21 protein-coding genes are annotated in these 24443 nt (G+C 65.4%); 15 read left to right on the top strand and 6 right to left on the bottom strand.

Annotated features, from left to right (window positions below):
• Positions 1-318: 318 nt before the first annotated feature.
• From C4K27_RS11805 to C4K27_RS11795, 3 genes are all read right to left on the bottom strand, one after another.
• A complete protein-coding gene (locus C4K27_RS11805) occupies positions 319-1602 on the bottom strand; it encodes an NAD(P)/FAD-dependent oxidoreductase (RefSeq protein WP_053260557.1) in 1284 nt (427 codons plus the stop codon).
• 207 nt (positions 1603-1809) lie between these two features.
• Entirely contained in the window at positions 1810-3300 is a 1491-nt protein-coding gene (locus C4K27_RS11800; RefSeq protein ID WP_053260556.1) for an aldehyde dehydrogenase, read from the bottom strand.
• Positions 3301-3333: 33 nt separating this feature from the next.
• Entirely contained in the window at positions 3334-4710 is a 1377-nt protein-coding gene (locus tag C4K27_RS11795; RefSeq protein ID WP_053260555.1) for a glutamine synthetase family protein, read from the bottom strand.
• 265 nt (positions 4711-4975) lie between these two features.
• Between C4K27_RS11795 and C4K27_RS11785 the strand changes: the two genes are divergently transcribed.
• The 8 genes from C4K27_RS11785 to C4K27_RS11750 all read left to right on the top strand — a co-directional run bounded on the left by C4K27_RS11785 (position 4976) and on the right by C4K27_RS11750 (position 13076).
• Positions 4976-5737, top strand: coding sequence for a gamma-glutamyl-gamma-aminobutyrate hydrolase family protein (locus C4K27_RS11785; RefSeq protein ID WP_053260554.1), 762 nt, complete (start codon positions 4976-4978; stop codon positions 5735-5737).
• Between the two features lie 250 nt (positions 5738-5987).
• Complete coding sequence (locus C4K27_RS11780; RefSeq protein WP_007922906.1) at positions 5988-7130, top strand: ABC transporter ATP-binding protein; 1143 nt, start codon at positions 5988-5990, stop codon at positions 7128-7130.
• A 41-nt stretch (positions 7131-7171) separates the two neighbouring features.
• Entirely contained in the window at positions 7172-8053 is an 882-nt protein-coding gene (locus C4K27_RS11775; RefSeq protein WP_162235127.1) for an ABC transporter permease subunit, read from the top strand.
• The gene (locus C4K27_RS11770) at positions 8050-8946 is read left to right on the top strand and encodes an ABC transporter permease subunit (protein ID WP_009043201.1); all 897 of its coding nucleotides are present in this window, start codon (positions 8050-8052) and stop codon (positions 8944-8946) included. Before C4K27_RS11775 ends, C4K27_RS11770 begins: the two co-directional genes overlap by 4 nt.
• A gap of 170 nt (positions 8947-9116) precedes the next feature.
• The gene (locus C4K27_RS11765) at positions 9117-10223 is read left to right on the top strand and encodes a polyamine ABC transporter substrate-binding protein (protein WP_394325641.1); all 1107 of its coding nucleotides are present in this window, start codon (positions 9117-9119) and stop codon (positions 10221-10223) included.
• 504 nt (positions 10224-10727) lie between these two features.
• Complete coding sequence (locus tag C4K27_RS11760; protein ID WP_053260552.1) at positions 10728-11252, top strand: DUF2867 domain-containing protein; 525 nt, start codon at positions 10728-10730, stop codon at positions 11250-11252.
• A gap of 24 nt (positions 11253-11276) precedes the next feature.
• The gene (gene solA / locus C4K27_RS11755; RefSeq protein ID WP_053260551.1) at positions 11277-12461 is read left to right on the top strand and encodes an N-methyl-L-tryptophan oxidase; all 1185 of its coding nucleotides are present in this window, start codon (positions 11277-11279) and stop codon (positions 12459-12461) included.
• Between the two features lie 174 nt (positions 12462-12635).
• Positions 12636-13076 (top strand): CBS domain-containing protein, encoded by a 441-nt coding sequence (locus tag C4K27_RS11750; RefSeq protein ID WP_053260550.1) that lies wholly within the window; start codon positions 12636-12638, stop codon positions 13074-13076.
• Between the two features lie 54 nt (positions 13077-13130).
• Here the strand turns inward: C4K27_RS11750 and C4K27_RS11745 are convergent, their stop codons facing one another.
• Both C4K27_RS11745 and C4K27_RS11740 read right to left on the bottom strand, forming a co-directional pair.
• The gene (locus C4K27_RS11745) at positions 13131-14456 is read right to left on the bottom strand and encodes an ATP-binding protein (RefSeq protein WP_053260549.1); all 1326 of its coding nucleotides are present in this window, start codon (positions 14454-14456) and stop codon (positions 13131-13133) included.
• Positions 14453-15112 carry a response regulator transcription factor gene (locus C4K27_RS11740; RefSeq protein WP_053260548.1) on the bottom strand — a complete coding sequence of 220 codons (660 nt, stop codon included), beginning with the start codon at positions 15110-15112 and terminating at the stop codon, positions 14453-14455. Before C4K27_RS11740 ends, C4K27_RS11745 begins: the two co-directional genes overlap by 4 nt.
• A 235-nt stretch (positions 15113-15347) precedes the next feature.
• On the opposite strand from C4K27_RS11740, the gene C4K27_RS11735 reads away from it, so the two are divergent.
• From C4K27_RS11735 to C4K27_RS11715, 5 genes are all read left to right on the top strand, one after another.
• Complete coding sequence (locus tag C4K27_RS11735; RefSeq protein WP_053260547.1) at positions 15348-15818, top strand: DUF2271 domain-containing protein; 471 nt, start codon at positions 15348-15350, stop codon at positions 15816-15818.
• A 26-nt stretch (positions 15819-15844) separates the two neighbouring features.
• Positions 15845-18040: a PepSY domain-containing protein gene (locus C4K27_RS11730; RefSeq protein WP_053260546.1), complete on the top strand. Its 2196-nt coding sequence runs from the start codon at positions 15845-15847 to the stop codon at positions 18038-18040.
• Positions 18024-19004, top strand: a complete 981-nt coding sequence (locus tag C4K27_RS11725) for an FAD:protein FMN transferase (protein ID WP_053260545.1) — start codon at positions 18024-18026, stop codon at positions 19002-19004. Before C4K27_RS11730 ends, C4K27_RS11725 begins: the two co-directional genes overlap by 17 nt.
• A gap of 214 nt (positions 19005-19218) precedes the next feature.
• Entirely contained in the window at positions 19219-19449 is a 231-nt protein-coding gene (locus tag C4K27_RS11720; RefSeq protein ID WP_053260615.1) for a ribbon-helix-helix domain-containing protein, read from the top strand.
• Positions 19340-19708: a type II toxin-antitoxin system RelE/ParE family toxin gene (locus tag C4K27_RS11715; protein WP_394325640.1), complete on the top strand. Its 369-nt coding sequence runs from the start codon at positions 19340-19342 to the stop codon at positions 19706-19708. Before C4K27_RS11720 ends, C4K27_RS11715 begins: the two co-directional genes overlap by 110 nt.
• A 178-nt stretch (positions 19709-19886) precedes the next feature.
• Here C4K27_RS11715 and C4K27_RS11710 read toward each other — a convergent pair whose 3' ends face one another.
• Positions 19887-20789, bottom strand: coding sequence for a LysR family transcriptional regulator (locus tag C4K27_RS11710; protein WP_053260543.1), 903 nt, complete (start codon positions 20787-20789; stop codon positions 19887-19889).
• Between the two features lie 128 nt (positions 20790-20917).
• On the opposite strand from C4K27_RS11710, the gene C4K27_RS11705 reads away from it, so the two are divergent.
• Together C4K27_RS11705 and C4K27_RS11700 are read left to right on the top strand one after the other, a co-directional pair.
• Positions 20918-21994: an AbrB family transcriptional regulator gene (locus tag C4K27_RS11705; protein ID WP_053260542.1), complete on the top strand. Its 1077-nt coding sequence runs from the start codon at positions 20918-20920 to the stop codon at positions 21992-21994.
• A 221-nt stretch (positions 21995-22215) separates the two neighbouring features.
• Positions 22216-24441 (top strand): LTA synthase family protein, encoded by a 2226-nt coding sequence (locus tag C4K27_RS11700; RefSeq protein WP_053260541.1) that lies wholly within the window; start codon positions 22216-22218, stop codon positions 24439-24441.
• Positions 24442-24443: the final 2 nt, after the last annotated feature.

Below are 24443 nucleotides of genomic sequence, written 5' to 3'. Positions count from 1 at the left end.
TACGTGAGGGTGTTGCGCGTTGGAGTGCGGCCGGTGACTTTTAGTTGCGAAGTTCGCCGATCCAGTGGCCCCGGAACCTGAAAGGCGGCTATTAAATCACGTTTGTGGGTGGAGCTGTAGCGGTGGGCGACGCGGGTGACCGGCCTTGCCGTGGGCGGTGCCAGGCGTTGAAAACCGGCGGTGTTTTTTCGGGCGCTGGAAGGGCCTGCGGCCCTTATCGCAGCCTGCGGCAGCGGCTACAGGTAAAGCGGTTGCGGCTGCGAATTTGCTGGAAAAAAGCCCGCGCGAACGCGGGCAAACGCAGGAACAGGGTCGCGATCAGATACCGAAGCGGTCACGCAGCGCGTAGTACGCGGCGCCCATGGCGGTTAGCGGGGCCTGGAAGGTGCGGCCGCCGATCATCGGCATGTGCGGCAGCGAGGCGAAGGCGTCGAAACGTTCGGCGTCGCCGCGGATCATTTCGGCGATCAGTTTACCGGCCAGGTGCGAGCAGGTGACGCCGTGGCCGCTGTAGCCCTGCATGTAGTAGGCGTTCTTTTCGATGCGGCCGAATTGCGGCATGCGCGACATGGTCAGCAGGAAGTTGCCGGTCCAGCGGTAGTCGATCTTCACGTCCTTGAGCTGGGGGAAGGTCTTGAGGATCTTCGGCCGGATCAGTTGCTCGATGTCGTTCGGCTCGCGGGCGCCGTAGACCACACCGCCGCCGTACAGCAGGCGGTTGTCGGCGGTGAGGCGGTAGTAGTCCAGCAGGTAGTTGCAGTCTTCGACGCAGTAGTTGTTGCGGATCAGGCTGCGGGCGACTTGTGCAGGCAGCGGTTCGGTGACCACGATCTGCGAGCCGCACGGCATGCTCTTGCGGGTCACCCGTGGGTCGAGGTCCTGCTGCAGGTAGGCGTTGCCGGCGATCAACAGGTACTTGGCGCGCACCACGCCCTTGGCGGTGCGCACGATATTCGGTTCGCCGTAGGTGATTTCCAGCGCCGCCGACTGCTCGAAGATCTTGCCGCCCAGGCCGATGATGGCGCTGGCTTCGCCCAGGGCCAGGTTCAGCGGGTGAATGTGCCCGCCCTGCATGTCCAGCAGGCCGCCGACGTAGGCGTCGGAACCGACTTCCCGGGCGATCTGCGCCTGGTCCAGCAGCTTCAGGTTGTTGTTGCCGTAGCGCTCCCAGCTGGCCTTCTGTTCGGCCAGGCCCTTGAGCTGCTTCTTGTTCATGGCGGCGAAGATCCCGCCCGGGCGGTAGTCGCACTGGATGTCGTAGTGCTGGATGCGCTGGCGAATGATGTCGGCGCCTTCGAAGATCATGCTGCCCAGCACTTCGGCGCTTTTCTCGCCGTAGCGCGACTCGATCACATCGACGTCGCGGCTGTAGGAGTTGACCAGTTGCCCGCCGTTGCGCCCGCTGGCGCCGAAGCCGACCTTGGCCGCTTCGAGCACGGTGACGCTGTAGCCCGCCTCGGCGAGGAACAGCGCCGAGGACAGGCCGGTGTAGCCGGCGCCAATCACACAGACGTCGCATTCCACCAATTCTTCCAGCACCGGGAAATCGGCGGTCTGGTTGCGGGTCGCGGCGTAGTAGCTGTTTACGTAGGTTTGCATCATGAAGTTCCCCAGCAGGTGCGGGTCGTAGCCCGCCCCGCCGTTGTTATAGGTAGTCGTCTTAACGACAACTGTCTGCGCGTCGATCAGGCTGCGTTAAAAACAGGCTCGGAATGCTCATGTAGGCCCCTACAGTCGAACGCGACCCCGGCCGTTCCTCGCCTGTTTTTGCCTTGCCTGATCGCCGCTCGACGAGTTTTCGTAAAGCGCCTAGAGCTTGATCCAGGTCGCTTTCAGCTCGGTGTACTTGTCGAAGGCATGCAGCGATTTGTCGCGACCATTGCCCGACTGTTTGAAGCCGCCGAACGGCGCGGTCATGTCGCCGCCGTCGTACTGGTTGACCCACACGCTGCCGGCGCGCAGGCCACGGGCGAAGCGATGGGCGCGGCTGAGGTTGCTGGTCCAGACCCCGGCGGCGAGGCCGAAGATGCTGTCGTTGGCGATCGTCAGCGCCTCTTCCTCGGTGTCGAAGCTGATCACCGACAGCACCGGGCCGAAGATCTCTTCGCGGGCGATGGTCATGGCGTTGGTCACGCCGTCGAAAATGGTCGGCTCGACATACAGGCCGCCGGTGCTTTCCAGGGTCCGCGCGCCGCCAGCCAGCAATTGACCGCCCTGCTCCTTGCCGATGCCGATGTAGCGCAGCACGTTGTCCAGCTGGCGCTGATCCACCAGCGCGCCGACGCGGGTCGCAGGGTCCAAGGCATGCCCGGGTTTCCAGGCCTTGAGGGCCTCCACCAGCAGCGGAATGAATTGCTCGCGGATCGAGCGTTCCACCAACAGGCGCGAACCGGCGGTGCAGACTTCGCCCTGGTTGAAGGCGATGGCGCTGGCCGCCGCTTCTGCCGCAGCGCGCAGGTCTGGCGCGTCGGCGAACACCACGTTGGGGCTCTTGCCGCCCGCCTCCAGCCACACCCGCTTCATGTTGCTCTGGCCGGAATACACCAGCAGTTGCTTGCCCACCGCGGTGGAGCCGGTGAACGCCAGCACGTCCACGTCCATATGCAGGGCCAGGGCCTTGCCCACAGTGTGGCCGTAGCCCGGCAGCACATTGAACACGCCCTTGGGGATGCCGGCATCCAGCGCCAGCTGGGCGATGCGGATCGCGGTCAGCGGCGACTTTTCCGAAGGCTTGAGGATGAACGAGTTGCCCGCCGCCAGGGCCGGGGCGAATTTCCAGCTGGCCATGATCAGCGGGAAGTTCCACGGCACGATGGCCGCCACCACGCCGGAGGCTTCGCGAGTCACCAGGCCCAGTTGATCGTGGGGCGTGGCCGCGACTTCGTCGTAGATTTTGTCGATGGCCTCGGCGCTCCAGCGGATCGCGTTGGCGGTGGCCGGTACGTCGATGCTCAGGGAATCGCCGATGGGCTTGCCCATGTCCAGGGTTTCCAGGAGCGCCAGTTCTTCCTGGTGCTCGAGGATCAAATCGGCGAAGCGGATCAGCACGCGCTTGCGCTCGGCCGGGGCCTTGCGCGACCACACGCCGGACTCGAACGCCTGGCGTGCCACCTGCACCGCCCGGTTGGCGTCGGCCTCGTCGGTGCTGGCGACGTTGGCCAAAAAGCGCCCGTCCACCGGGCTGATGCACTCGAAAGTGGCCGCGCTGGCGGCGTGGCAATACTGGCCGTCGATAAAGGCGCGACCTTCGAGGGTCAAGGACTGGAAGCGCTGCTCCCAGTCGCTGCGGGATTTAGTCATGGCAAATACTCAACGCAGGATAAGGAACGGCCATCAGACCGTGTGCAGGTACCAGTTGTATTCGAGGTCGGAGATCGAGTTTTCGAACTCGGCCAGCTCGCTTTCCTTACAGGCGACGAACACGTCGATGTACATCGGGTCGATGTACTTGGCCATCACCTCGCTGTCGTCCAGCACGCGCAGGGCGTCGCGCAGGTTGCTCGGCAGGCTCTGCTCGTTCTGCTCGTAGGAGTTGCCTTCCACCGGCGCGCCGGGCTCGATCTGGTTGGTCAGGCCGTGGTGAATACCGGCCAGTACCGAAGCCATCAGCAGGTAGGGGTTGGCGTCAGCGCCGGCGACACGGTGTTCGATGCGTACGGCGTCGGAAGAACCGGTCGGCACGCGCACGGCCACGGTGCGGTTGTCGATGCCCCAGCTCGGCGAGTTCGGCACGTAGAACTGTGCGCCGAAGCGGCGGTAGGAGTTGACGTTCGGGCAGAGGAACGCCATCTGCGCCGGCAGGGTTTCCAGCACGCCGCCGATGGCGTGGCGCAGGGCGTCGTTGGTTTCCGGGTCGTCGCTGGCGAAGATGTTGTTGCCTTGCTTGTCGAGAATCGAGATGTGCACGTGCAGGCCGTTGCCGGCCTGGCCCGGGTACGGCTTGGCCATGAAGGTGGTGTCCATCTCATGGTCGTAGGCGATGTTTTTCACCAGGCGCTTGAGCAGCACCGCGTAGTCGCAGGCTTTGATCGGGTCGGAGACGTGGTGCAGGTTGACCTCGAACTGCGCCGGGGCGCTTTCCTTGACGATGGCGTCAGCGGGGATGCCCTGCTCTTTCGCGCCTTCGAGGATGTCTTGCAGGCAGTCGACGTATTCGTCGAGGTCGTCGATCAGATAGACCTGGGTCGACTGCGGACGCTTGCCGGAAATCGGCGAACGTGGCGACTGCGGGCGACCGTTCACGTTGTCCTGGTCGATCAGGTAGAACTCCAGCTCGAAGGCGGCGCAGAGGGTCAGGCCCAGTTCGTCGAACTTGGCAACGACTTGACGCAGCACTTCGCGCGGGTCGGCGAAGAACGGCTGGCCTTCGATTTCGTGCATGGTCATCAGCAGTTGCGCGGTCGGGCGCTTCTGCCAGGGCTCGACGCTGAGGGTGCCGGGGATCGGGTAGCAGATGCGGTCGGCGTCGCCGATGTCCAGGCCCAGGCCGGTGCTTTCCACGGTGGAGCCGTTGATGTCCAGGGCGAACAGCGAGGCCGGCAGGTTGATGCCCTTCTCGTACACCTTGTGCAGGGCAGTACGTTCGATGCGCTTGCCGCGCACCACGCCGTTCATGTCTGCAATCAGCAGGTCGACGTAGAGGATCTCGGGATGGTTCTTCAGGAAGGCGTTGGCTTCGTTGAGCTGAACGGCACGCAGTGGGACCGACATGATGCACCTATGTGTTAATTATTATGTTCAAAGCGGTTTCGTGGCAGCAGTCAATCCGAAAGGAAAAGTGAAGTCAATAGCGAACACGGGGCCCACAGCGTTAAATATTTTGCCCTATATGGTCGCACAAGCAGGCAATAGACCCACAGATACCGAATATCCGACGAGCTGCGTTTAGAATTTTTTACACGGAAGTTGTTAATTAAAATCAACGAGGATAAGCTCTGGAAAAACTCGTTCCAGCGTGAATTTCGAGGTGATAAAAATGGCATTCAAGCCATTGATCGGCGTTACTGCGTGCGTCAAAGAGATCGGGCTGCACCCCTACCACGTCAGCGGCGACAAGTACTTGCGTGCTGTCAGCAGCGCGGCCGAGGGCCTGCCCCTGATCATTCCTTCCCTGGCGGACCTCATCGATACCGAGGCTCTGCTGCAGAACCTGGACGGCCTGCTGTTCACCGGCTCTCCGTCGAATGTGGAGCCCTTCCACTATCAGGGCCCGGACAGCGAACCGGGCACCGCCCACGATCCCCAGCGCGATGCCACCACCCTGCCCCTGCTGCGCGCGGCGATTGCCGCCGGCGTGCCGGTGCTGGGCATCTGCCGCGGCTTCCAGGAAATGAACGTGGCCTTCGGCGGCAGCCTGCACCAGAAGGTGCATGAGTTGCCGGGCTACCTCGATCACCGCGAAGCCGCCCACCCGGACCTGGCCGTGCAATATGCCCCCGCCCATGCCGTCAGGGTGCAAGCGGGCGGCGTGTTCCAGGCCCTGGACCTGCCCCAGGAATTCCAGGTCAACTCGATCCACAGCCAGGGCATCGACCGCCTGGCCCCCGGCCTGCGCGCCGAGGCGCTGGCACCGGACGGCCTGATAGAAGCCGTGTCGGTGGAACACAGCACGGCCTTTGCCCTGGGCGTGCAGTGGCATCCGGAATGGCAGGTGCTGTCGAACCCGGTCTACCTGCGGATCTTCCAGGCCTTCGGCGATGCCTGCCGGCAACGGGCGGCGCAGCGCAACGGCCACTGATCAAAAGCTTCACCCACGAAATTGACTGCCACGCCCCCTGGCCGGCGGCGGCGCGCCTTTGTGCGCCCGCCCCGGGCCGTGGGGCGGTTCAAGCCACACCCAGCACTACGAGAACCTGCTTTTAACAACAAGAACCAGCGTCAGGCCGCCAGGACGGCAGCGCCGAATAAACCCGCCACCGCGGGTTTGTCATCCATCTATTAAGCCGGGCCGCTTTGGCCCGACGACTGACATCTGTTGGGAGTTCCACATGGCAAACGCCTCCAGCACGTACAGAAAGGCTCTGGAAGGTCACCCGCAACCGCAGAAGGTGCTGGTGAGAGTCGACCGCGTGACCAAGAAGTTCGATGAAACCGTGGCCGTGGACGATGTGTCCCTGGACATTCACCAGGGCGAGATCTTCGCCCTGCTCGGTGGCTCGGGTTCCGGCAAGTCCACCCTGCTGCGCATGCTGGCGGGCTTCGAGCGGCCGACGGAGGGGCGTATCTACCTGGACGGCGTGGACATCACCGACATGCCGCCCTATGAGCGGCCGATCAACATGATGTTCCAGTCCTATGCCTTGTTCCCGCACATGACCGTGGCGCAGAACATCGCCTTCGGCCTCAAGCAGGACCGCCTGCCGGCCAGCGAGATCGACGCGCGGGTGGAAGAGATGCTGCGCCTGGTGCACATGACCCAGTACGCCAGGCGCAAGCCGCACCAGCTGTCCGGCGGCCAGCGCCAGCGCGTGGCCCTGGCCCGCTCCCTGGCCAAGCGGCCGAAGCTGCTGCTGCTCGACGAACCCATGGGCGCCCTGGATAAAAAGCTGCGCTCGCAGATGCAGCTGGAACTGGTGGAGATCATCGAGCGCGTCGGCGTGACCTGCGTGATGGTGACCCATGACCAGGAAGAGGCCATGACCATGGCCCAGCGCATCGCCATCATGCACCTGGGCTGGATCGCCCAGATCGGCAGCCCGATCGACATCTACGAAGCCCCGGTCAGCCGCATGGTCTGCGAGTTCATCGGCAACGTGAACGCCTTCGACGGCACCGTCATCGAAGACCTGGAAGGTCACGCGGTGATCCACTGCCCGGAGCTGGAACAGCAGATCTACGTCGGCCATGGCGTCAGCACCTCGGTGCAGGACAAGTCGGTGACCTACGCCATCCGCCCGGAAAAGATGCTGGTCAGCACCCGCCAACCCGAGCACCGCTACAACTGGTCCCGGGGCAAGGTGCATGACATCGCCTACCTCGGCGGGCATTCGGTGTTCTACGTCGAACTGCCCGGCGGCAAGATCGTCCAGTCGTTCATGGCCAACGCCGAACGCCGCGGCGCGCGGCCGACCTGGGACGACCAGGTGTACGTCTGGTGGGAAGACGACAGCGGCGTGGTACTGCGCGCATGAATACCTCCAGCATGACTCTCAATCAGCGTTTGTCCCGTGTGCTGCCCAGCGGTCGCAAGCTGGTGATCGGCATTCCATTCCTCTGGCTGTTCCTGTTCTTCATGCTGCCGTTTTTCCTGGTGATGAAGATCAGCTTCTCGGAAGCGGCCCTGGCCATTCCGCCCTACTCGGAGATCTACAGCTTCGCCGAACAGAAATTCCAGCTGCTGCTCAACGTCGGCAACTACGCGCTGCTGGTGGGTGACGAGCTGTACATCTCAGCCTACCTCGGCTCGCTGAAAGTCGCCCTGCTCAGCACCCTGATGTGTCTGGTAATCGGCTTCCCCATGGCCTACGCGATCACCAAGGCCAGCAAGGAAACCCAGAACGTCTTGCTGCTGCTGATCATGATGCCGACCTGGACCGCGATCCTGATCCGCGTCTATGCCTGGATGGGCATCCTCAGCAACAACGGTTTGCTCAACGGTTTCCTGATGTGGAGCGGCCTGACCTCGGAACCGATCGAGATCCTCAACACCAACACCGCGGTCTATATCGGCGTGGTCTACGCCTACCTGCCGTTCATGGTGCTGCCGCTGTACGCCAACCTGGTCAAGCACGACCAAAGCCTGCTGGAGGCCGCGTCGGACCTGGGTTCGAGCAACTTCAACAACTTCTGGAAAATCACCGTGCCCCTGGCCAAGAACGGCATCATTGCCGGTTGCATGCTGGTGTTCATTCCGGTGGTCGGCGAGTTCGTGATTCCCGAGCTGCTGGGCGGCCCGGAGACCCTGATGATCGGCCGCGTGCTGTGGCAGGAGTTCTTCAACAACCGCGACTGGCCGGTGGCCTCCGCCCTGGCGGTGGTGATGCTGGCGATCCTGATTATTCCGATCCTGCTGTTCAACCGCAGCCAGGCCAAAGAGATGGAGGGACGGGCATGAAACGTTTCGGATTTTCCAGCCTGATGCTGGTGCTCGGCCTGGTGTTCATTTACCTGCCGATGCTGATCCTGGTGATCTACTCGTTCAACGCCTCCAAGCTGGTGACGGTCTGGGGCGGCTGGTCGGTGAAGTGGTACGTCGGCCTGCTGGATAACCAGCAGTTGATGGGCTCGGTGGTGCGCTCCCTGGAGATCGCCTGCTACACCGCGATCGCCGCGGTGGCCCTGGGCACCCTGGCGGCCTTCGTGCTGACCCGGGTCACCCGCTTCAAGGGCCGCACCCTGTTCGGCGGCCTGGTCACCGCGCCGCTGGTGATGCCGGAGGTGATCACCGGCCTGTCGCTGCTGCTGTTGTTCGTGGCCATGGCCCAGTTGATCGGCTGGCCGCAGGAGCGTGGCATCGTCACCATCTGGATCGCCCACACCACATTCTGCGCCGCCTATGTGGCCGTGGTAGTCTCCGCGCGCTTGCGTGAGCTGGACCTGTCCATCGAAGAGGCGGCCATGGACCTGGGGGCGCGGCCGTGGAAGGTGTTCTTCCTGATCACCATCCCGATGATCGCCCCGTCGCTGGCGGCCGGCGGCATGATGTCCTTCGCCCTGTCCCTGGACGATCTGGTGCTGGCGAGCTTCGTCTCCGGCCCGGGTTCCACCACCTTGCCGATGGAAGTGTTCTCGGCGGTGCGCCTCGGGGTGAAACCGGAGATCAACGCGGTGGCCAGCCTGATCTTGCTGGCGGTGTCGCTGGTGACCTTCCTGGTCTGGTACTTCGGCCGGCGCGCCGAAGCGGCCCGCAAGCGGGCGATCCAGGAAGCCATGGACTACACCGCCAACGAAGCCTGGCAGCCAGCGGCCGCCAGCAAACCTGCTGCACCAGCGCCTGCGACGGCCTAGGCCATCGCGTTCACGACACACGGCAGCGCCTGGATCGCCAGCACGCTCGCTCCTACAGACATGCACCGTCCCTGTAGGAGCCAGCTTGCTGGCGATGGCGCCCACCCTGACACACCGCATTGCGAATGCAGCAATTCTGCACAATAAGAAATGGAGTTGTAGTGATGAAAATGCTTGGCAGGACACTGTTCGCCAAAACCATGCTGACCCTGTCCTTGATGGGCACGATGGTGACCGGCGCTCAAGCCAGCGACAAGGAGCTGCGTGTCTACAACTGGTCGGACTATATCGCCCCGGACACCCTGAAGAAGTTCGAGGCCGAGACCGGCATCCATGTCATCTACGATGTCTTCGACAGCAACGAAACCCTGGAAGCGCGCCTGCTCACCGGCAAGTCCGGCTATGACATCGTGGTCCCGTCCAACAGCTTTATGGCCAAGCAGATCAAGGCCGGGGTCTACCAGGAACTGGACAAGTCGCGACTGCCGAACTGGAAGAACCTCAACCCGGTGCTGCTGCAGAACGTCGCCGCCAGCGACCCGGACAACGCTCACGCCTTCCCGTACATGTGGGGCTCGATCGGCATCGGCTACAACCCGGACAAGGTCAAGGCGGTGCTCGGTAGCGACGCGCCGACCAACTCCTGGGACCTGCTGTTCAAGCCGGAGAACGCCGAGAAGCTCAAGGCTTGCGGAATCAGCTTCCTCGACTCGCCGACGGAAATGCTCCCCGCCGCCCTGCACTACCTGGGCTACCCGGTGACCAGCAAGGACAAGGCGCAGATCCTCGAGGCCGAGGCGCTGTTCATGAAGATCCGTCCTTCGGTGACCTACTTCCATTCCTCCAAGTACATCTCCGACCTGGCCAACGGCAATATCTGCGTGGCCGTGGGTTACTCCGGCGACGTGCTGCAGGCCCGCTCGCGCGCCGAAGAGGCCGGCAACAAGGAAAAGGTCGCCTTCAGCATTCCCAAGGAAGGCGCCGGCAGCTTCTACGACATGATGGCCATGCCCAAGGACGCGGCCAACGTCGACAACGCCTACCTGTTCATGAACTTCCTGATGCGCCCGGACATCATCGCCGAGGTCACCAACAGCCTCGGCTACAGCAACGCCAACGCCGCCGCCACGCCGCTGGTGGACGAAGCCATCCGCAACGACCCGGCCTCGTACCCGCCGCAGGCCGTGCTCGCCACCCTGTACGCGGTACCCGACCAGCCGATCGCCATCCAGCGCGTGATGAACCGCGGCTGGACGCGGATCAAGCTCGGCAAATGACACCCCGCGCCCGCCATCGCGGCGGGCGCCGCTGCCCTCTTCCGTTCAGTCGCGCCTTACCACCGCGACACCCCTGCGAACGGGCTCGCCTGGCTCCCTCGGTTCAGGTGACTCCTTGGCGCCCTCCTCGGGCGCCTTTTTTGCTTTTAGCCCCCACACAAAACCCTGTAGCCGCTGCCGCAGGCTGCGATCGGCCCAAAGGGACACGGCGATCTCAAGACCCATGAAGGCCCTGCGGGACTTGTCGCAGCCTCGCAGGCTCGGCAGCGGCTACAGGCGGGGTCTGGCTTCGTGTAGCCGCTGCCGCAGGCTGCGATCGGCCCGCAGGGACGCGGCGATCTCAAGACCCATGAAGGCCCTGCGGGCCTTGTCGCAACCTCGCGGGCTCGGCAGCGGCTACAGGGGCGCAGCAGCATCCAGCGGGTCCCCCCAACCACAAACAATGATATTTTTTGCCGCTTGCGGTGCAGCCGGGCACCGCCATTTTTACAGGGAACCGTATCGATGCAGACCGCCGTCCAGCCTTGTCCATTGCCCAGCCAATCCAGCATTGCCAACCTGGCGGTCGGGGCGAGCTTCATCGATTGCCGCCAGGTGCTGGCCAACGACCCCGACCGCACGGCCATGCGCCACCTGCTCAACCTGATGAGCCAGACCCCGGCCTGGATCGACCGGATGATGGGCCTGCGCAACCGTGTAGTGCAGTTGTTCGGCCTCAAGGACCTGGGGCGCCTGACACACATAGACCTGACCAGGGCGGACGAGGATTACCGGCCGGACGACCGGGTCGGCATCTTCACCCTGGTTGCCCAGGCCCCCGACGAGGTGCTGGTGGTGGACCGCGACAAGCACCTGGACGTGTACCTGTCCCTCAACCGCCTGCCGCTGACCGCCGAGGGCCAACGCCCGGTGGTGCTGTCCACCGTGGTCCATCCGCACAACCTGCTGGGGCGCCTGTACATGCTGCCGGTGGCGCCGTTCCACCGGCTCATCGCGCCCATGACCCTGGCCAACATCAATCGCCGCTGAGCCGCCACTTTCAAGGACACTGCCATGCAGACACCCGAGTTCGACGTTGTTGTAGTAGGCCTCGGCGCCATGGGCGCCGCGACCCTGTACCAGTTGGCCAAGCGTGGCGTGAAGGTGGCCGGCATCGACCGTTTTGCCCCGCCCCACGACCAGGGTTCGAGCCATGGCGACACCCGCATCACCCGCCAGGCGGTGGGCGAAGGCGCCGCCTATGTGCCGCTGGCGATCCGCGCGCAGCAAATCTGGCGCGAGCTGGAAGCCGAGCTGGATGTACCGACAAAGCAGCCGTTGTTCGAGCAGTGCGGCGTGCTGGTGATGACCTCCAGCGCCACCCCGAGCGGCCAGGACGGCACGCCGGATTTCACCGAAAACACCCTGGCCCTGGCTCGCCAATTCGGCATCGAGCATGAGGTGCTGGACGCCGCGCAGATCCGCCAGCGCTTCCCGCAGTTCGCGCCGATCCACGACGGCGCCCTGGGTTACTTCGAACCCGGCGGCGGTTATGTGCGGCCGGAGCGTTGCATCGATGCGCAGCTGAGCCTGGCCCGCCAGCTGGGCGCGACCCTGATCACCGGCGAGACGGTGCTGGGTATCGACAGCGACCCGGGCCGGGTACAGGTCACCTGCCAGAACCGGCACATCACTGCGGCCAAAGTGGTGGTCTGTGCCGGCATGTGGTCCAGCCAATTGCTCGGCGCGCCGTTCGACAAGCTGCTGCGGGTCTGCCGGCAGACCTTGTACTGGTACCAACTGGCGGAGCCGGTGATCTTCCCCGAGCACTCGCCGAGCTTTATCGTCCACGGCGCCAGCGACGAGCAGACCTGCTACGGCTTTCCGCCGATACCCGGCGAAGGCAGCATGAAGATCGCCACCGAGCAGTACAGCGAGACCTCGACCCCAGACAGCCTGGACCGCCAGGTCAGCGCGGCGCAGAGCGAGGCGATGTACCGCGACCTGGTGCTGGCCAATATCGCCGGGGTGACGCCGCAACTGGTGAAGTCCGCGGTCTGCGCCTACACCGTGACCCCGGACTCGCACTTCATCATCGACGAGAACCCGCGCCTGGCCAATGTCACGGTGGTCAGCGCCTGTTCCGGCCACGGCTTCAAGCACTCGGCGGCGATTGGCGAAGCCCTGGCCCAGCGGCTGGTGGACGGACGCAGCGAGATCGATTTGAGCGCGTTTTCCCTGGCGCGCTTCGACCATTGAGCAACGCCTGGACGCCCCGTGACGGGGCGCTTTCCAGGCAGAAACGATTCAGTGGCGTTTTTCCTCCTGTGAGCGCCGCTTTCAACCTTGCCCCTTCGTTCACTCTCTACGATTCTGTAGAGACCCCCTCGGGGCGGCGCCAGGCCGCCCTGGGCAAAACAACAGGAGCGCCCCATGAAGAGCGTCGCTGAAGTACTGAAGTTGAAGGCCAGGCACAACCAGCAAGTGCACACCATCGCGCCCCACCAGATGGTGCTCGAAGCACTGATGCTGATGGCCGAGAAGAACGTCGGCGCCCTGCCCGTGATGCAGAACGGCGAAGTGGTCGGGGTGATCAGCGAACGCGACTACGCGCGCAAACTGGTGCTGCACGGCCGCTCCTCGGTGGGCACGCCGGTCAGCGCGATCATGAGCTCGCCGGTGATCACCGTGGACTCGCACCAGAGCGTGGAGACCTGCATGGGCATCATGACCGACAGCCACCTGCGGCACCTGCCGGTGGTGGAAGACGGCCAGTTGCTGGGCCTGCTGTCGATCGGCGACCTGGTCAAGGAAGCCATCGCCGAACAGGCCGACCTGATCCGCCAGCTGGAACAGTACATTCGCGGCGAGTAAGCCCGCCCCCACGACCCACCCCCCTGGAGCCGGCGGCGCCTTCGCACGCCGGCCCTACACGGGAAATTGCACGCGCACCTCGAACCCATCGCAACGGCCACTGGCCGGTGATGCCAGGTGCAGTTCGCCGCCCACGCCGTGAACGATGCTCTGGGCAATCGCCAGCCCCAGGCCGGAGCCGCTGGCCTCGCTGTTGCCGCGGACAAAACGCTCGGTCAGGCGTTGCAGCACTGGCGGCGGCACCACCGGCCCGCCATTGACCACCCGCAGGCAACCATCGGCGCCAAGGCTGACGTCTACCGGCTGCAACGGATCGCCGTACTTCAGGGCGTTTTCGATCAAGTTGCGCAGCAGGATGCCAAAGGCGTCCGGGTCGATGGCAGCACACACCCGGGCCGTCTCCGGCAACTGCAGCCGGATGCGCGGCGCAGCGCCGCGATTCCACTCCTCCACACCGTGGGCCAGCAGCGGAATCAAGTCCTCGGGGGTTTCGGACAACAGCCCGCCGCCCTCGGCCTTGGCCAGCTGCATGAGTTTTTCCGAGAGCCGGGCCAGCTCCCGCAGGGCGTTCTCGATCTTCGCCGCCCGTAGCTGCAACGGCCCCTCCGGGGCTTCATGGCGCAGGCGCTGGATCTGCGCCAGGGTCGCCGCCAGGGGCGTGCGCAATTCATGGGCGCTGTTGGCGGTAAAGCTGCGCTCGGTTTCCAGGGCTTTGCGCAGGCGCTCCAGCAGATGGTTGACCGCTTCGGCCAGGGGATCGATTTCCGCCGGCAGGCGCGCCACCTTGATTGGTGACAGGTCGCCCACACCGCGGGCCTCCACTGCTCGCCGGTAGGCCAAGACGCTGCGCAGGCTGATGCGCACGAACAGCCAGGTGCCCAGCAGGCTGACGGGAATCAACCCGAGCAAGGGCACCAGCAAGGCGAACAGCGCCTCCCGGGAAGCTTCGCGGCGCTGGGCCAGGGGCTCGGCGATCTCGATGACGATCGAGTCGTTCTCGGCGCTGGCGCTGTACAAGCGGTATTTGCCCCGGGTGGTAAACCCCGGGCTGGGCCGGTGGCTGAAGATCTTCAGCTTGGCGTCGTGGGAGCGCATCAGAATCTGCCCCTCGGCGTCGCGCACCACGTAGGTCAGGTATTCGCTGTCCATCTTCAGGGTCGCCACATGTCGGGCTCGGCGCGGCCCGGAACGGTTGCCGATTTCCAGCGCGGCCAGGGGCAGGATGCGCTGGGCCGTGGCTTCCAGGGCGCTGTCGAAGGTTTCTTCCAACTCATGCTGGACCGCCAGCCAGGTGCCGGCGGTGGCCCCCAGCCAGAGTAGGGTCATGCCCAGGGTCAGCCCCAGGCTCAGGCGCTTTTGCAGGCTGGTCGGACGCTTCATGCGGGCATCAGCCGGTAGCCCATGCCGCGCACGGTTTCGATCAGTTCGCGCCCGAGTTTCTTGCGCAGCCGGCTGACGTAGACCTCGATGGTGTTGCTCTCGATTTCCGCGCCGAAGGCATACAGCCGCTCCTCCAGCTGGGACTTGGAGAGCAAGGCGCTGGGGCGCTGGACAAAGGCCTCGAACACCGCCCACTCACGGGCGGTGAGATCGATGATGGCGCCGCCGCGCTGCACGGTGCGGGCGCTGATATTCACTTGCAGCTCGCCGAGACGGATCTGCGGGTTGGGGTTGCCGCTGTAGCGCCGGGCCACCGCCGCGACCCGCGCCGAGAGCTCAAACAAGTCGAAGGGCTTGACCAGGTAATCATCGGCACCGGCGTTGAGCCCGGCGATGCGCTCGGAAATCTGGTCCTGGGCGGTGAGGATGATCACCGGCGTCACGTCTCCGGCACCGCGGCGCTGGCGCAGAAATTCCAGGCCGCGCCCGTCGGGCAGCATCAGGTCCAGCAGGATCAGGTCGTAGGCTGTGCTGGCGACACTGGCCCGGGCCTGCTCCAGGCGCTGCACCCAATCCACGGCGTGGCCATCGTCGGCAATCTGCTCGCGCACCGCTTCCCCGAGTACCGCCGCGTCCTCGACCAATAACACCCGCATGACGCCCTCCCCTGATCTGTGTGGTGACGCACCTTAACCGCCGAACCTGACGCCAACCTGAAGATTCAGCTGGCCATCAAAATCCTCATCAGGGTAGCCACACGCGCCCCCCGACAGCCGGAGCCAGATCATGAAAAGCCCATTCGCCCGGCCTCGAAGCTTTTTCAACGTCCTTCAGGTTGCTGTCAGCTAAGCGGCTCAGGCTGCAGCCACATCACTCGAAAAGGACACCCTCATGAACAAGCTTGTCGTCGCCAGTTGCCTCGCCGCGGTTCTGGCCTTGCCTGGGCTGGCCCAGGCCCGTGAAGTGACCCTGACCACCCGCCTGAAGGACTACAGCGGCAATGACGCTTACCTGGCGATCTACCTCACCGACGCCAATGGCACCTACCAGCAGACCCTGTGGGTCGCCGGCAAGAAGGCCAAGTACTACAAGCACCTGCCGGACTGGGCCCGGGGCAGCCGCATGGCCGCCGCCCAGTACGACGGCATCAGCGGTGCCAGCGTCGGCAGCGGCGAGACCCTGACCGTCAGCGCCGAGCTGGCGGACAGCCTGATCGACGCCGGGTATCAGATCCGCATCGACAGCGCCGTGGAGGACCAGCGCGATGTCCGCGCCGACGTGGTCCTGCCCCTGACACTCCAGGGCGCAGGCCAGCCGGCCAGCGGCAGCACCTACGTGCAATCCCTGCGCTACGACCTGTAATGCCCACGCCGTCAGGAGGCACAACCATGTTGCGCTCGTTGCACTCGATTCCCGGGCTGATCGCCGCCCTGCTGGTGATGCTGCTGGCCATCAGCGGCGCGACCCTGGCACTGAACCCGGCGCTGGAACGCCTGCATACCCCCCAACCGGCTGCGGCGCAAGTCTCGGTCGGGCAACTGGCCGGACGCATTGCCAGCCATCTGAGCGGGATCGAGCAAATCCGGCGCACGCCCTCGGGTTCGGTGATCGTCTACCACAGCCAGGACGGCCAGGCGCTGGCCAGCACGGTCGACCCGCTGACCGGCTCGGTGCTCGCGCCCTACGCCCCCTCGGCGTTTGCCCGTTGGGTCAAGGAACTGCACCGCTCGCTGTTTCTCGACACGACGGGCCACGCCGTATCGGCCCTGGGCGCCCTGGCGATGCTTTTGCTGGCGTGCTCCGGTGCCGTGTTGCTGGCCCGCCGCGTCGGCGGCTGGGGCAACCTGCTGCGGCCCTTGCGGGGCAGCTTCAGCCAGCGCTGGCACGCCGAGCTCGGACGCCTGACCACCCTGGGCCTGCTGCTGTCGGCCCTGAGCGGGTTGTACCTGTCGGCCGGCACCTTCGGCTTGATTGCCGACGGCAGCCAGGCCGACCCGGCCGTCCCCACCCTGCTCAGCGCCGGCCCGGCCTTGCCGGTGGCCAGCCTGCCGGCGTTGCAGGCCCTGGACCTGAATGACCTGCGCGAGCTGGTCTACCCCAGCCCTGGCAACCCCCAGGACCTGTACAGCCTGCGCACCACCGCCGGCGAGGGCTATGTCGACCAGGCCAGCGGCGCCCTGCTGTCCTTCCAGCCCTACGCCGGCGCGCATCAGGCCTATGCATTCATCTACCAACTGCACACTGGCGAAGGCCTGTGGTGGCTGGGCCTGCTGCTGGGGACCTGCGCCCTGGGCGTGCCGCTGATGAGCGTCACCGGCCTGTGGCTGTGGTGGCGCCGGCGCCGCGGCGCCACGCCGATCCACGACAACAGCACGGCCGCCAACGCCGACTGCGTGATCCTGGTGGGCAGCGAGAACAACAGCACCTGGGGCTTTGCCCACACTTTGCACCAGGCCCTGGTGATGGCCGGGATCAAGGTCCACAGCGCGCCGATGAACCAGTTGCAAAGCGATTACCCCAAGGCGCGCCACCTGCTGATCCTTACGGCCACCCACGGCGATGGCGATGCCCCGGCCTCGGCCACGGCTTTTCTCGCGCGCCTGGGGCAAAACCCGCCGGGGCCCGGGCTGCCATTTGCCGTGCTGGGTTTTGGCGACCGTCAGTTCCCACGCTTCTGCGGCTTCGCCGAGCAAGTGCAGAACGCCCTGGCCGCCAGCGGTGCGCGACCCCTGCTGCCCCTGGACTGCATCCATCGCCAGTGCGCCCAGGAGTTCCAGCGCTGGGGCCAGGCGCTGGGAGCGGCCCTGGGGCTGGAGCTGGACTTGCAGCACCACAGCCAAACCCCGCCCAGCCATGACCTGGAGCTGGTCGAGTCCGTGGCCTATGGCGCCCAGGTCCAGGCACCGACCCGGATCCTGCGCTTCAAGGCCCCGGCCGACGGCAGCGGCCAAGGCTTGCCCGAATTCCAGGCCGGCGACCTGGTGGGCATCCTGCCCCCCGGCACTGCGCAGCCGCGTTTCTACTCCCTGGCCAGCAGCAGTGCCGACGGGGTCCTGGAGATCTGCGTGCGCAAGCACCCTGGTGGCCTGTGCTCAGGCTTTCTCCATGACCTGCAAGCGGGAGCGCGGATCCAGGGCTTTATCCAGCCCAACCCGCAATTTCGTCCGGTCCAGGGCCCGCAACCAGTGATCCTGATCGGCGCCGGTACCGGGATCGGCCCCCTGGCGGGCTTTATCCGCGGCAACCGGGCCCGGCAACCGATGCACCTGTACTGGGGCGGGCGCCACCCGGCCTCGGACTTCCTCTACGAGCCGGAACTCAAGGGCTATCTGGCCGACCGACGCCTGACCGCCCTGCACGCGGCCTTCTCCCGGGTCCCGGCGCGCGGCTACGTGCAGGACCGGCTGCTCGCCGATGCCCTGGCGCTACGCCGGCTGGTGGAAAAAGGCGCCCAGGTGCTGGTCTGCGGCAGCCGGGACATGGCCAAGGGGGTGATCCAGGCCCTGGACGAAGTGCTGGCGCCGCTCAACCTCAGCGTACTGACCCTCAAGGCCCAAGGACGTTACCGTGAAGACATCTACTGAAACCGCCGGACTGCAACGCTACAGCCTCAACGGCCCGACCATGGGCAGCCGCTACACCGCGCTGTTCTATGCCGCCCCGGGATTCGCTACCCGAGACATCGCGGACCGCCTGGCCCAGGCGGTAGAACGGGTTGAACAACAGATGTCGAGCTGGAACCCCACGTCCGATCTCAACCGACTCAACTCGGCGCCCAGGCACCACTGGGTCAGCGTGCCCAGGGAACTGATGAACGTCATCACCACGGCGCTGCAGGTCAGCGAGCAATCCGCAGGGGCCTTCGAGATTGCCGTGGGCGAACTGGTCCAGGGCTGGGGCTTCGGCCCCACGGCCCGGACACTGGATCAGCCGGCGCTGGCCGAGCTGGGCCGGCAGCGCCTCGCCCCCGCCAGCTACGGCCTGGAGCTGCAACCCCGGCGCCACCGCTTGCGCAAGCGGGCCAAGCTGCGCCTGGACCTCAATGGCATTGCCAAGGGTTTTGGCGTCGATGAACTGGCCCGCGCCCTGGAAGCCTCGGGCATCCGTGACTATCTGGTGGGGATCGACGGCGAAATGCGCGCCAGGGGCAGCAAGCCCGCCGGACAACCCTGGACCGTGGCCTTGGAGAAACCCCTGCGTGGGGTACGCCAAGTCATGGGGGTGATGGAACTGAGCAATGCAGCCATTGCCACCTCCGGCGACTACCGGCGCTGGGTGGAGATCGCCGGGCAGTCCTATGCCCATACCCTCGACCCGGCCACCGGCGCGCCCCTGGACAACCGCCTGGCCTCGGTCAGCGTGGTGGCCGCCAACTGCATGCTGGCCGATGCCTGGGCCACCGCGCTGCTGGTGCTCGGCGAAGTCGAGGGACCGCGGTTGGCCCAGGAGCGCGGCATGGATGCCTTGTTCGTGATCCGCGACGGCGCGCAGTTGCGCGAGGTGTCTATCGTGGGCGGACAGTTGCAGGCGCAGATCGAGACCCGCTGAAGCCGGTGTCTGTTGCCCCGATGAAACTCATGTACCGGCACTGCGAACGGCACGCTAACGACCGCATCGGTTGGCCGCGAGCTTGGTGGTTGGCCCTTGCGGTGGGAGCCCAGCGTGGCGCCGTGGATCGGCGGCATGTCCCTGATGTTCCTCGCTGGCAAGGTGAGGCTGGAGGCGTAACCTTTGGCAATTTTTGCCAAGCGTGGACAAAACCATGAGCACCATGAACATTTCCATGCCGGAAGCCCTCAAGGCCTTTGTCGACGATCAGGTCAGCCAGCGGGGCTACAGCACCAGCAGCGAGTACGTCCGGGAGCTGATCCGCAAGGATCAGGATCGACAGTACCTGCGCGGCCTGCTGCTCGCAGGAGCTGAATCGGCGCCTGGCGCTCCTGTGGGCGATTGTTACTTCGACGCTCTACGCGCCAGGGTCCGCAAGGAATGAAGACACAGCAGGACATTCCGAGACCCTGGCCAATCAGGATGTAGAAGATGCTATCGATGACTACCTGGCTCAACAGGCCGAGCAGGCGACCCTGGGCTTCATCGACGACCTGCAAGCCGCCTATGCGCATATCGCCCGGCATCCGGCCTCAGGCCTTTCTCGCTACCCCCATGAGCTCGATTTGCCGGGGCTTCTCTACTGGCCATTGAGTCACTATCCCTATCTGGTGTTCTACGCCCGGCACGACGCCCCCCATTGACGCGTGGCGCGTCCTGCATGCCATGCGGGACATTCCCGCCTCGCTGACGCAAAGCCCCGCACACTGATCGACCAGCAGCATTCAATTACGCCGGCTTTGCCGGCTATCGCGAGCAATCGAGCGTCGACCGGCTGCTCCTACAGAGGCACGCCATGCGTAGCCCGTTACCAGGCGCTATTCAGCCCGCGGTGAAGAACTGCCGCCCATCGCGCTTGAGCAAATCCAAAAGCAGCTGGGCCGCCGGCGACAGGTAGCCTTCGGTCCGCACCAGTACCACGATGCTGCGATGCATGCGGGTTTGCGCCAGCGGCACTTCCCGCAGGTGGGCGATGCCCTTGAAGTCGTCCAGGGTTTCCCGGGCCAGGAAGCTCAGCAGCCCGGTCTTGGCGATCAGCCGCGGCAGCAGGGAAATGGTGTTGGTCTCGATCTGCACCGCCGGTAGTGGCAGCTGGTGGCTCTGGAACACATTGTCGATCCAGCGGCGGGCCGAGACCCCGGTTCCCGGCAGTACCCAACGGTAGTCACACAGGTCTTGCAGGCGCATCGGCGTGTCGAACACCGGATGGTCGCGGCTGGCCACCACCACGGCCTGGTCTTCGAACAGAGTGTGATGGCTCAGGTGCGGGTCACCCTCGGACAGCGGGCAAATCACCATGTCCAGGCGCCCCGAACGCAGGGAGTCGCGGAGCACGTCGTCCTGGCCGATCACCAGGTTCAGGGTGATGTCCGGGGCGCGCTCCAGCAGCGTTGCGGTCATTTGCGGCAGCAAGTGCTCGGCCATGCTGGCGGCACAGCCCAGGCGAATATTGCCGAGCACGCCGCTGGCAAAATCGCGCACCTCGCGATGGGTCTCGGCGATGTTCTGCTGCAACTGCCGGGCGCGCTGTTGCAGCAACTGGCCCACCGCCGTCAGCTTGATCCGCCGCCCGTCACGCTCGAATAGCTTGGTGCCAAAGGACTCCTCCAGGCGCTGGATGCTCTTGGTCAGCGCCGGCTGGCTGCGATTGAGCTTCTGCGCCGCGCGCCCGAGGTGGCCGAGCTCGGCGATGGTTTCGAAATAGGTCAGGTCACGCAGGTCCATAATCGATAAACCAGAGTTATTGGTTGATCACAATTAGAAACTGGACTTGATCAATTGCGCTATCAATAATTTGCTTCGAAGCGCTGGTAGCAACGGTCCCGCAACAGGAACGGCCAGCGCGCTGGAGAATGCCCTTGCCTAGTCCCTCGCCTTTGTCCCTGTCCGCCTGGCCCCTTGCCCTGCAATGGCTGGCGCTGCTGATCCTCGCCGGCAGCGCCGGGCAGTTGCTGAACCACTTCGAGGTGCCCGCCGGGCAGTTTCTCGGGCCGATGCTGGTGGCCATCGGTTTCGGCGTCAGCGGCGCCAGCATCCGCGTGCCGCGCCAGGCCTTTCGCCTCGGCCAGGGTTCGGTCGGGGTCCTGGCCGCCCACTCCATGACCATGGCGGTGCTGGCCTCGATGGTGCAGTCCTGGCACGTGATGCTGTTCGCCACCGTGCTCACCGTCTGCCTCAGTGCCCTGGTCGGCCTGGCGCTGGTACGCCTCGGCGGCCTGCCACCCAGCACCGCGGCCTGGGGCACCGCGCCGGGGGCGGCCTCGGCCATGGTGGCGATGGCCGACGATTTCGGCGCCGACTCGCGGGTGGTGGCCACCATGCAGTACGTGCGAGTGGTCTGCGTGGTGATGATCGGCGCCCTGGCCGGCCACTGGATCGGCGTCCCGGCCGGCGGCAGCCAGGCCCACAGCACCGAGGTGGTCCTGCAGACCTTCACCCTGCTCAACCTCGGCCTGACCCTGGGCACCATCGTGCTCGGCGTGCTGCTCGGCTCACGGGTGCCGGCCGGGGCCCTGCTGGTACCGCTGCTGATCGGCGGCGCCTTGCAGATCTCCGGGCTGCTGCACATCACCCTGCCCGGCTGGCTGCTGGCCCTGGCCTATGGCGCCATCGGCTGCTACATCGGCCTGCGCTTCGACCGGCCGACCGTGCGCTACGTCTGGGCCCGCCTGCCGGCGATGATCGTCGGCGCGGTGCTGCTGATCGCCCTCTGCGCGCTGTCGGCCTGGCTGCTGGCGCACTGGCTGGACAAGGACTTCCTCTCGGTCTACCTCGCCACCAGCCCCGGCGGCCTGGACGCCATGACGATCATCGCGGTGGACACCCACTCCGACGTCGGCCTGGTGCTGGCCATGCAGACCCTGCGGCTGTTCGCGGTGATTGTCAGCGGCGCTTTTTTCGCCCGGCTGATCATCAAGTGGTCGCGCTGAACCTGGAGCCGCGCGTCTTTAAACACTCTGAAATAGTAAATCCAAGCGCTATCCGCCCTTCCCTGGCTCCGCCGCCAGGCGCCTGAATACGGGCTTCAAGCCACCGTCCTGCAGCACCCCGGGCCGTTTCGCCAGCGACCCGGGAGCTTATTTCCCTCGCGAATAAGAAACGTCTTGCCGCCGGCTGTTGTTACCATGACGCACATTTGCGTGAAGATTTAATGACTGGCAGGTTTTTCGTGAATTTCATCCGGCGTGTTTTCCATCATCCCCTGGCCCCCCTCGGCGCACTGCTGAGCCTGGTGCTGCTCGTGCCCCTGGTGGCGCGCGCGCTGCTCGGCTGGTCCGATCCCCTGGGCTATCTCTCCGACCTGGGCACCGCGGGCCTGTTGACCCTGCTGCTGTACCGCCGGCCCTGGTGGCTGGCCCTGCCGGTGCTGCTGGTGTGGAGCCTGCTGAGCATCGCCAGCGCCGAGCTGGTCAGCGCCGTGGGCCGCCTGCCCAATGCCTCCGACCTACATTACCTGTTCGACCCGCAGTTCGTCGGCAACTCCACCGGCGGCGGCCTGGCTCATCCCTGGCTGGCGGCGGCGCTGCTGTCCGGGCTGGCGTTGTGGCTGGGCGTGCAATGGGCGGCCCGCGGCACCCGCGCCCCGCGCTTGCCGCGCCATGCCTGGACCGCCCCGGCGCTGCTGTGGCTGGCCCATGGCGGCGTGCAATACCTGAACCCCAGCGAAGCCGATCAATGGCGCCTGTTCAACCTGCCGCACCAGTTGCTCGCGGCCGCCGCCGGCCAGGGCCAGGTGCAGCTGGAACAATGGCTGGAAGGCGATGTGCCCGAACTGCCGGTGCAGATGGCCGGCCTGACCCAGCTCGACCTCGACGGCGAGCCGTTGCTGGCCGCCCCGGGCCAGGCGCGCAACGTGCTGGTGATCGCCCTGGAAGGCATTCCCGGCGCCTATATCAAGACCAACCGCGAGGCCCTGCACAGCCGCTACCAGGACGACCTGATGCCCAAGCTCAGCGCCTGGGCCGAACGCAGCATGAACACCCCGGACTACGTACTGCACAGCCACCAGACCATCCGCGGCCTGTACGCCATGCTCTGCGGCGACTACGACAAGCTCGACAACGGTACGCCCAAGGGCATCGAGCTGCTGACCCAAAGCCAGCGCAACCAGGCCTGCCTGCCGGCGCAGTTGCGCAAGCAGGGTTTCAACACCCATTACCTGCAAGGCGCCGGCCTGCGCTTCATGGCCAAAGACAAGATCATGCCGCACATCGGCTTCGACTCGACCCACGGCCTGGAGTGGTTCAGCAACGCCAACTACCTGGACTTCCCCTGGGGCAAGGACGACAAGGCTTTCTTCGAAGGCGCGCTGGACTATGTCGGCCAGCTGAAAAAGCAGAAGCAGCCGTGGATGCTCACCCTGCTGACCGTCGGCACCCACCAGCCCTACTCCGCGCCGGAGGACTACCTCAACCGCTTCGACACACCCAAGCAGGCCGCGGTGGCCTACCTGGACGATGCCATCGGTGAGTTCATGGACCAGCTGGAGCGCCAGGGCGTGCTCAAGGACACCCTGGTGGTGATCACCTCGGACGAGTCCCACGGCATCGATGGCGTGCGCCTGGCCTCGTCCTGGGGTTTCAACCTGATGCTCGCCCCGGAGCAGGCGCAGTTGCCCAAACTCAAGTCCGGGACCTACGGCCATGTCGACCTGAGCGCCTCGGTACTCGACTACTTCGGCTTCCAGGTGCCGGAGAGCCTCAGCGGTCGCTCGCTATTTCGCGCCTACGCCCTGGGCCGGGAGATCATGTCCTACACCAACGGCAAGCTGCGTTATCACGATGGCCAGGGCACCCTGACCGAATGCGATTTCCAGCAGCGCTGCCGCTACTACTCAAGCACCGGCTTCATCGCCGACAGCGCCACCTTCAAGGGCCAGTACGGCGGCCTGCGGGCGCGCCAGATCAGCGCCCGGGCCGAAGGCCTGGACCGCACCCTGCTGCAATCGCCGCTGAACCTGCGCTACCAGTTCGGCAGCCCGGCGATCATCCCGCTGCAGGCGCAGATCAAGGATGACTGGGCCGACAACCTGATCGGCGCGCAGTACCTGGAAATGCCCAAGGGCTCGCTGACCCGCGTACGTTTCACCGTGCGCTCGGCCGACCCGCAGCAGAACGCCTACATCCTGCTCAAGGGCAAGGAGCGCGAGCAGGACGTGGCCCTGGGCCTGCCGGAAGAGATGCTGGTCACCCCCGACCAGCCGCTGGAAATGGACTTCAGCTTCGCCAACCCGGAATCGCGCAAGGCCTTCTCCTTCCACCTGCTGGGCTACGGCCTGGGCGCGGTGGAAGTCAGTGACTTCAGCGTGATCACCGAACTGCCGGGGCAAGAGCAAGACAGCGAAGAACCCCAGGACGACAACCCGCACGCCTCCTGAAT

It is taken from the genome of Pseudomonas chlororaphis subsp. chlororaphis (assembly GCF_003945765.1).
Taxonomy (GTDB): domain Bacteria; phylum Pseudomonadota; class Gammaproteobacteria; order Pseudomonadales; family Pseudomonadaceae; genus Aquipseudomonas; species Aquipseudomonas chlororaphis.
The sequence above is the reverse complement of the archived record's forward strand: the minus strand, read 5'-3'. Positions and strand labels throughout refer to the sequence as shown.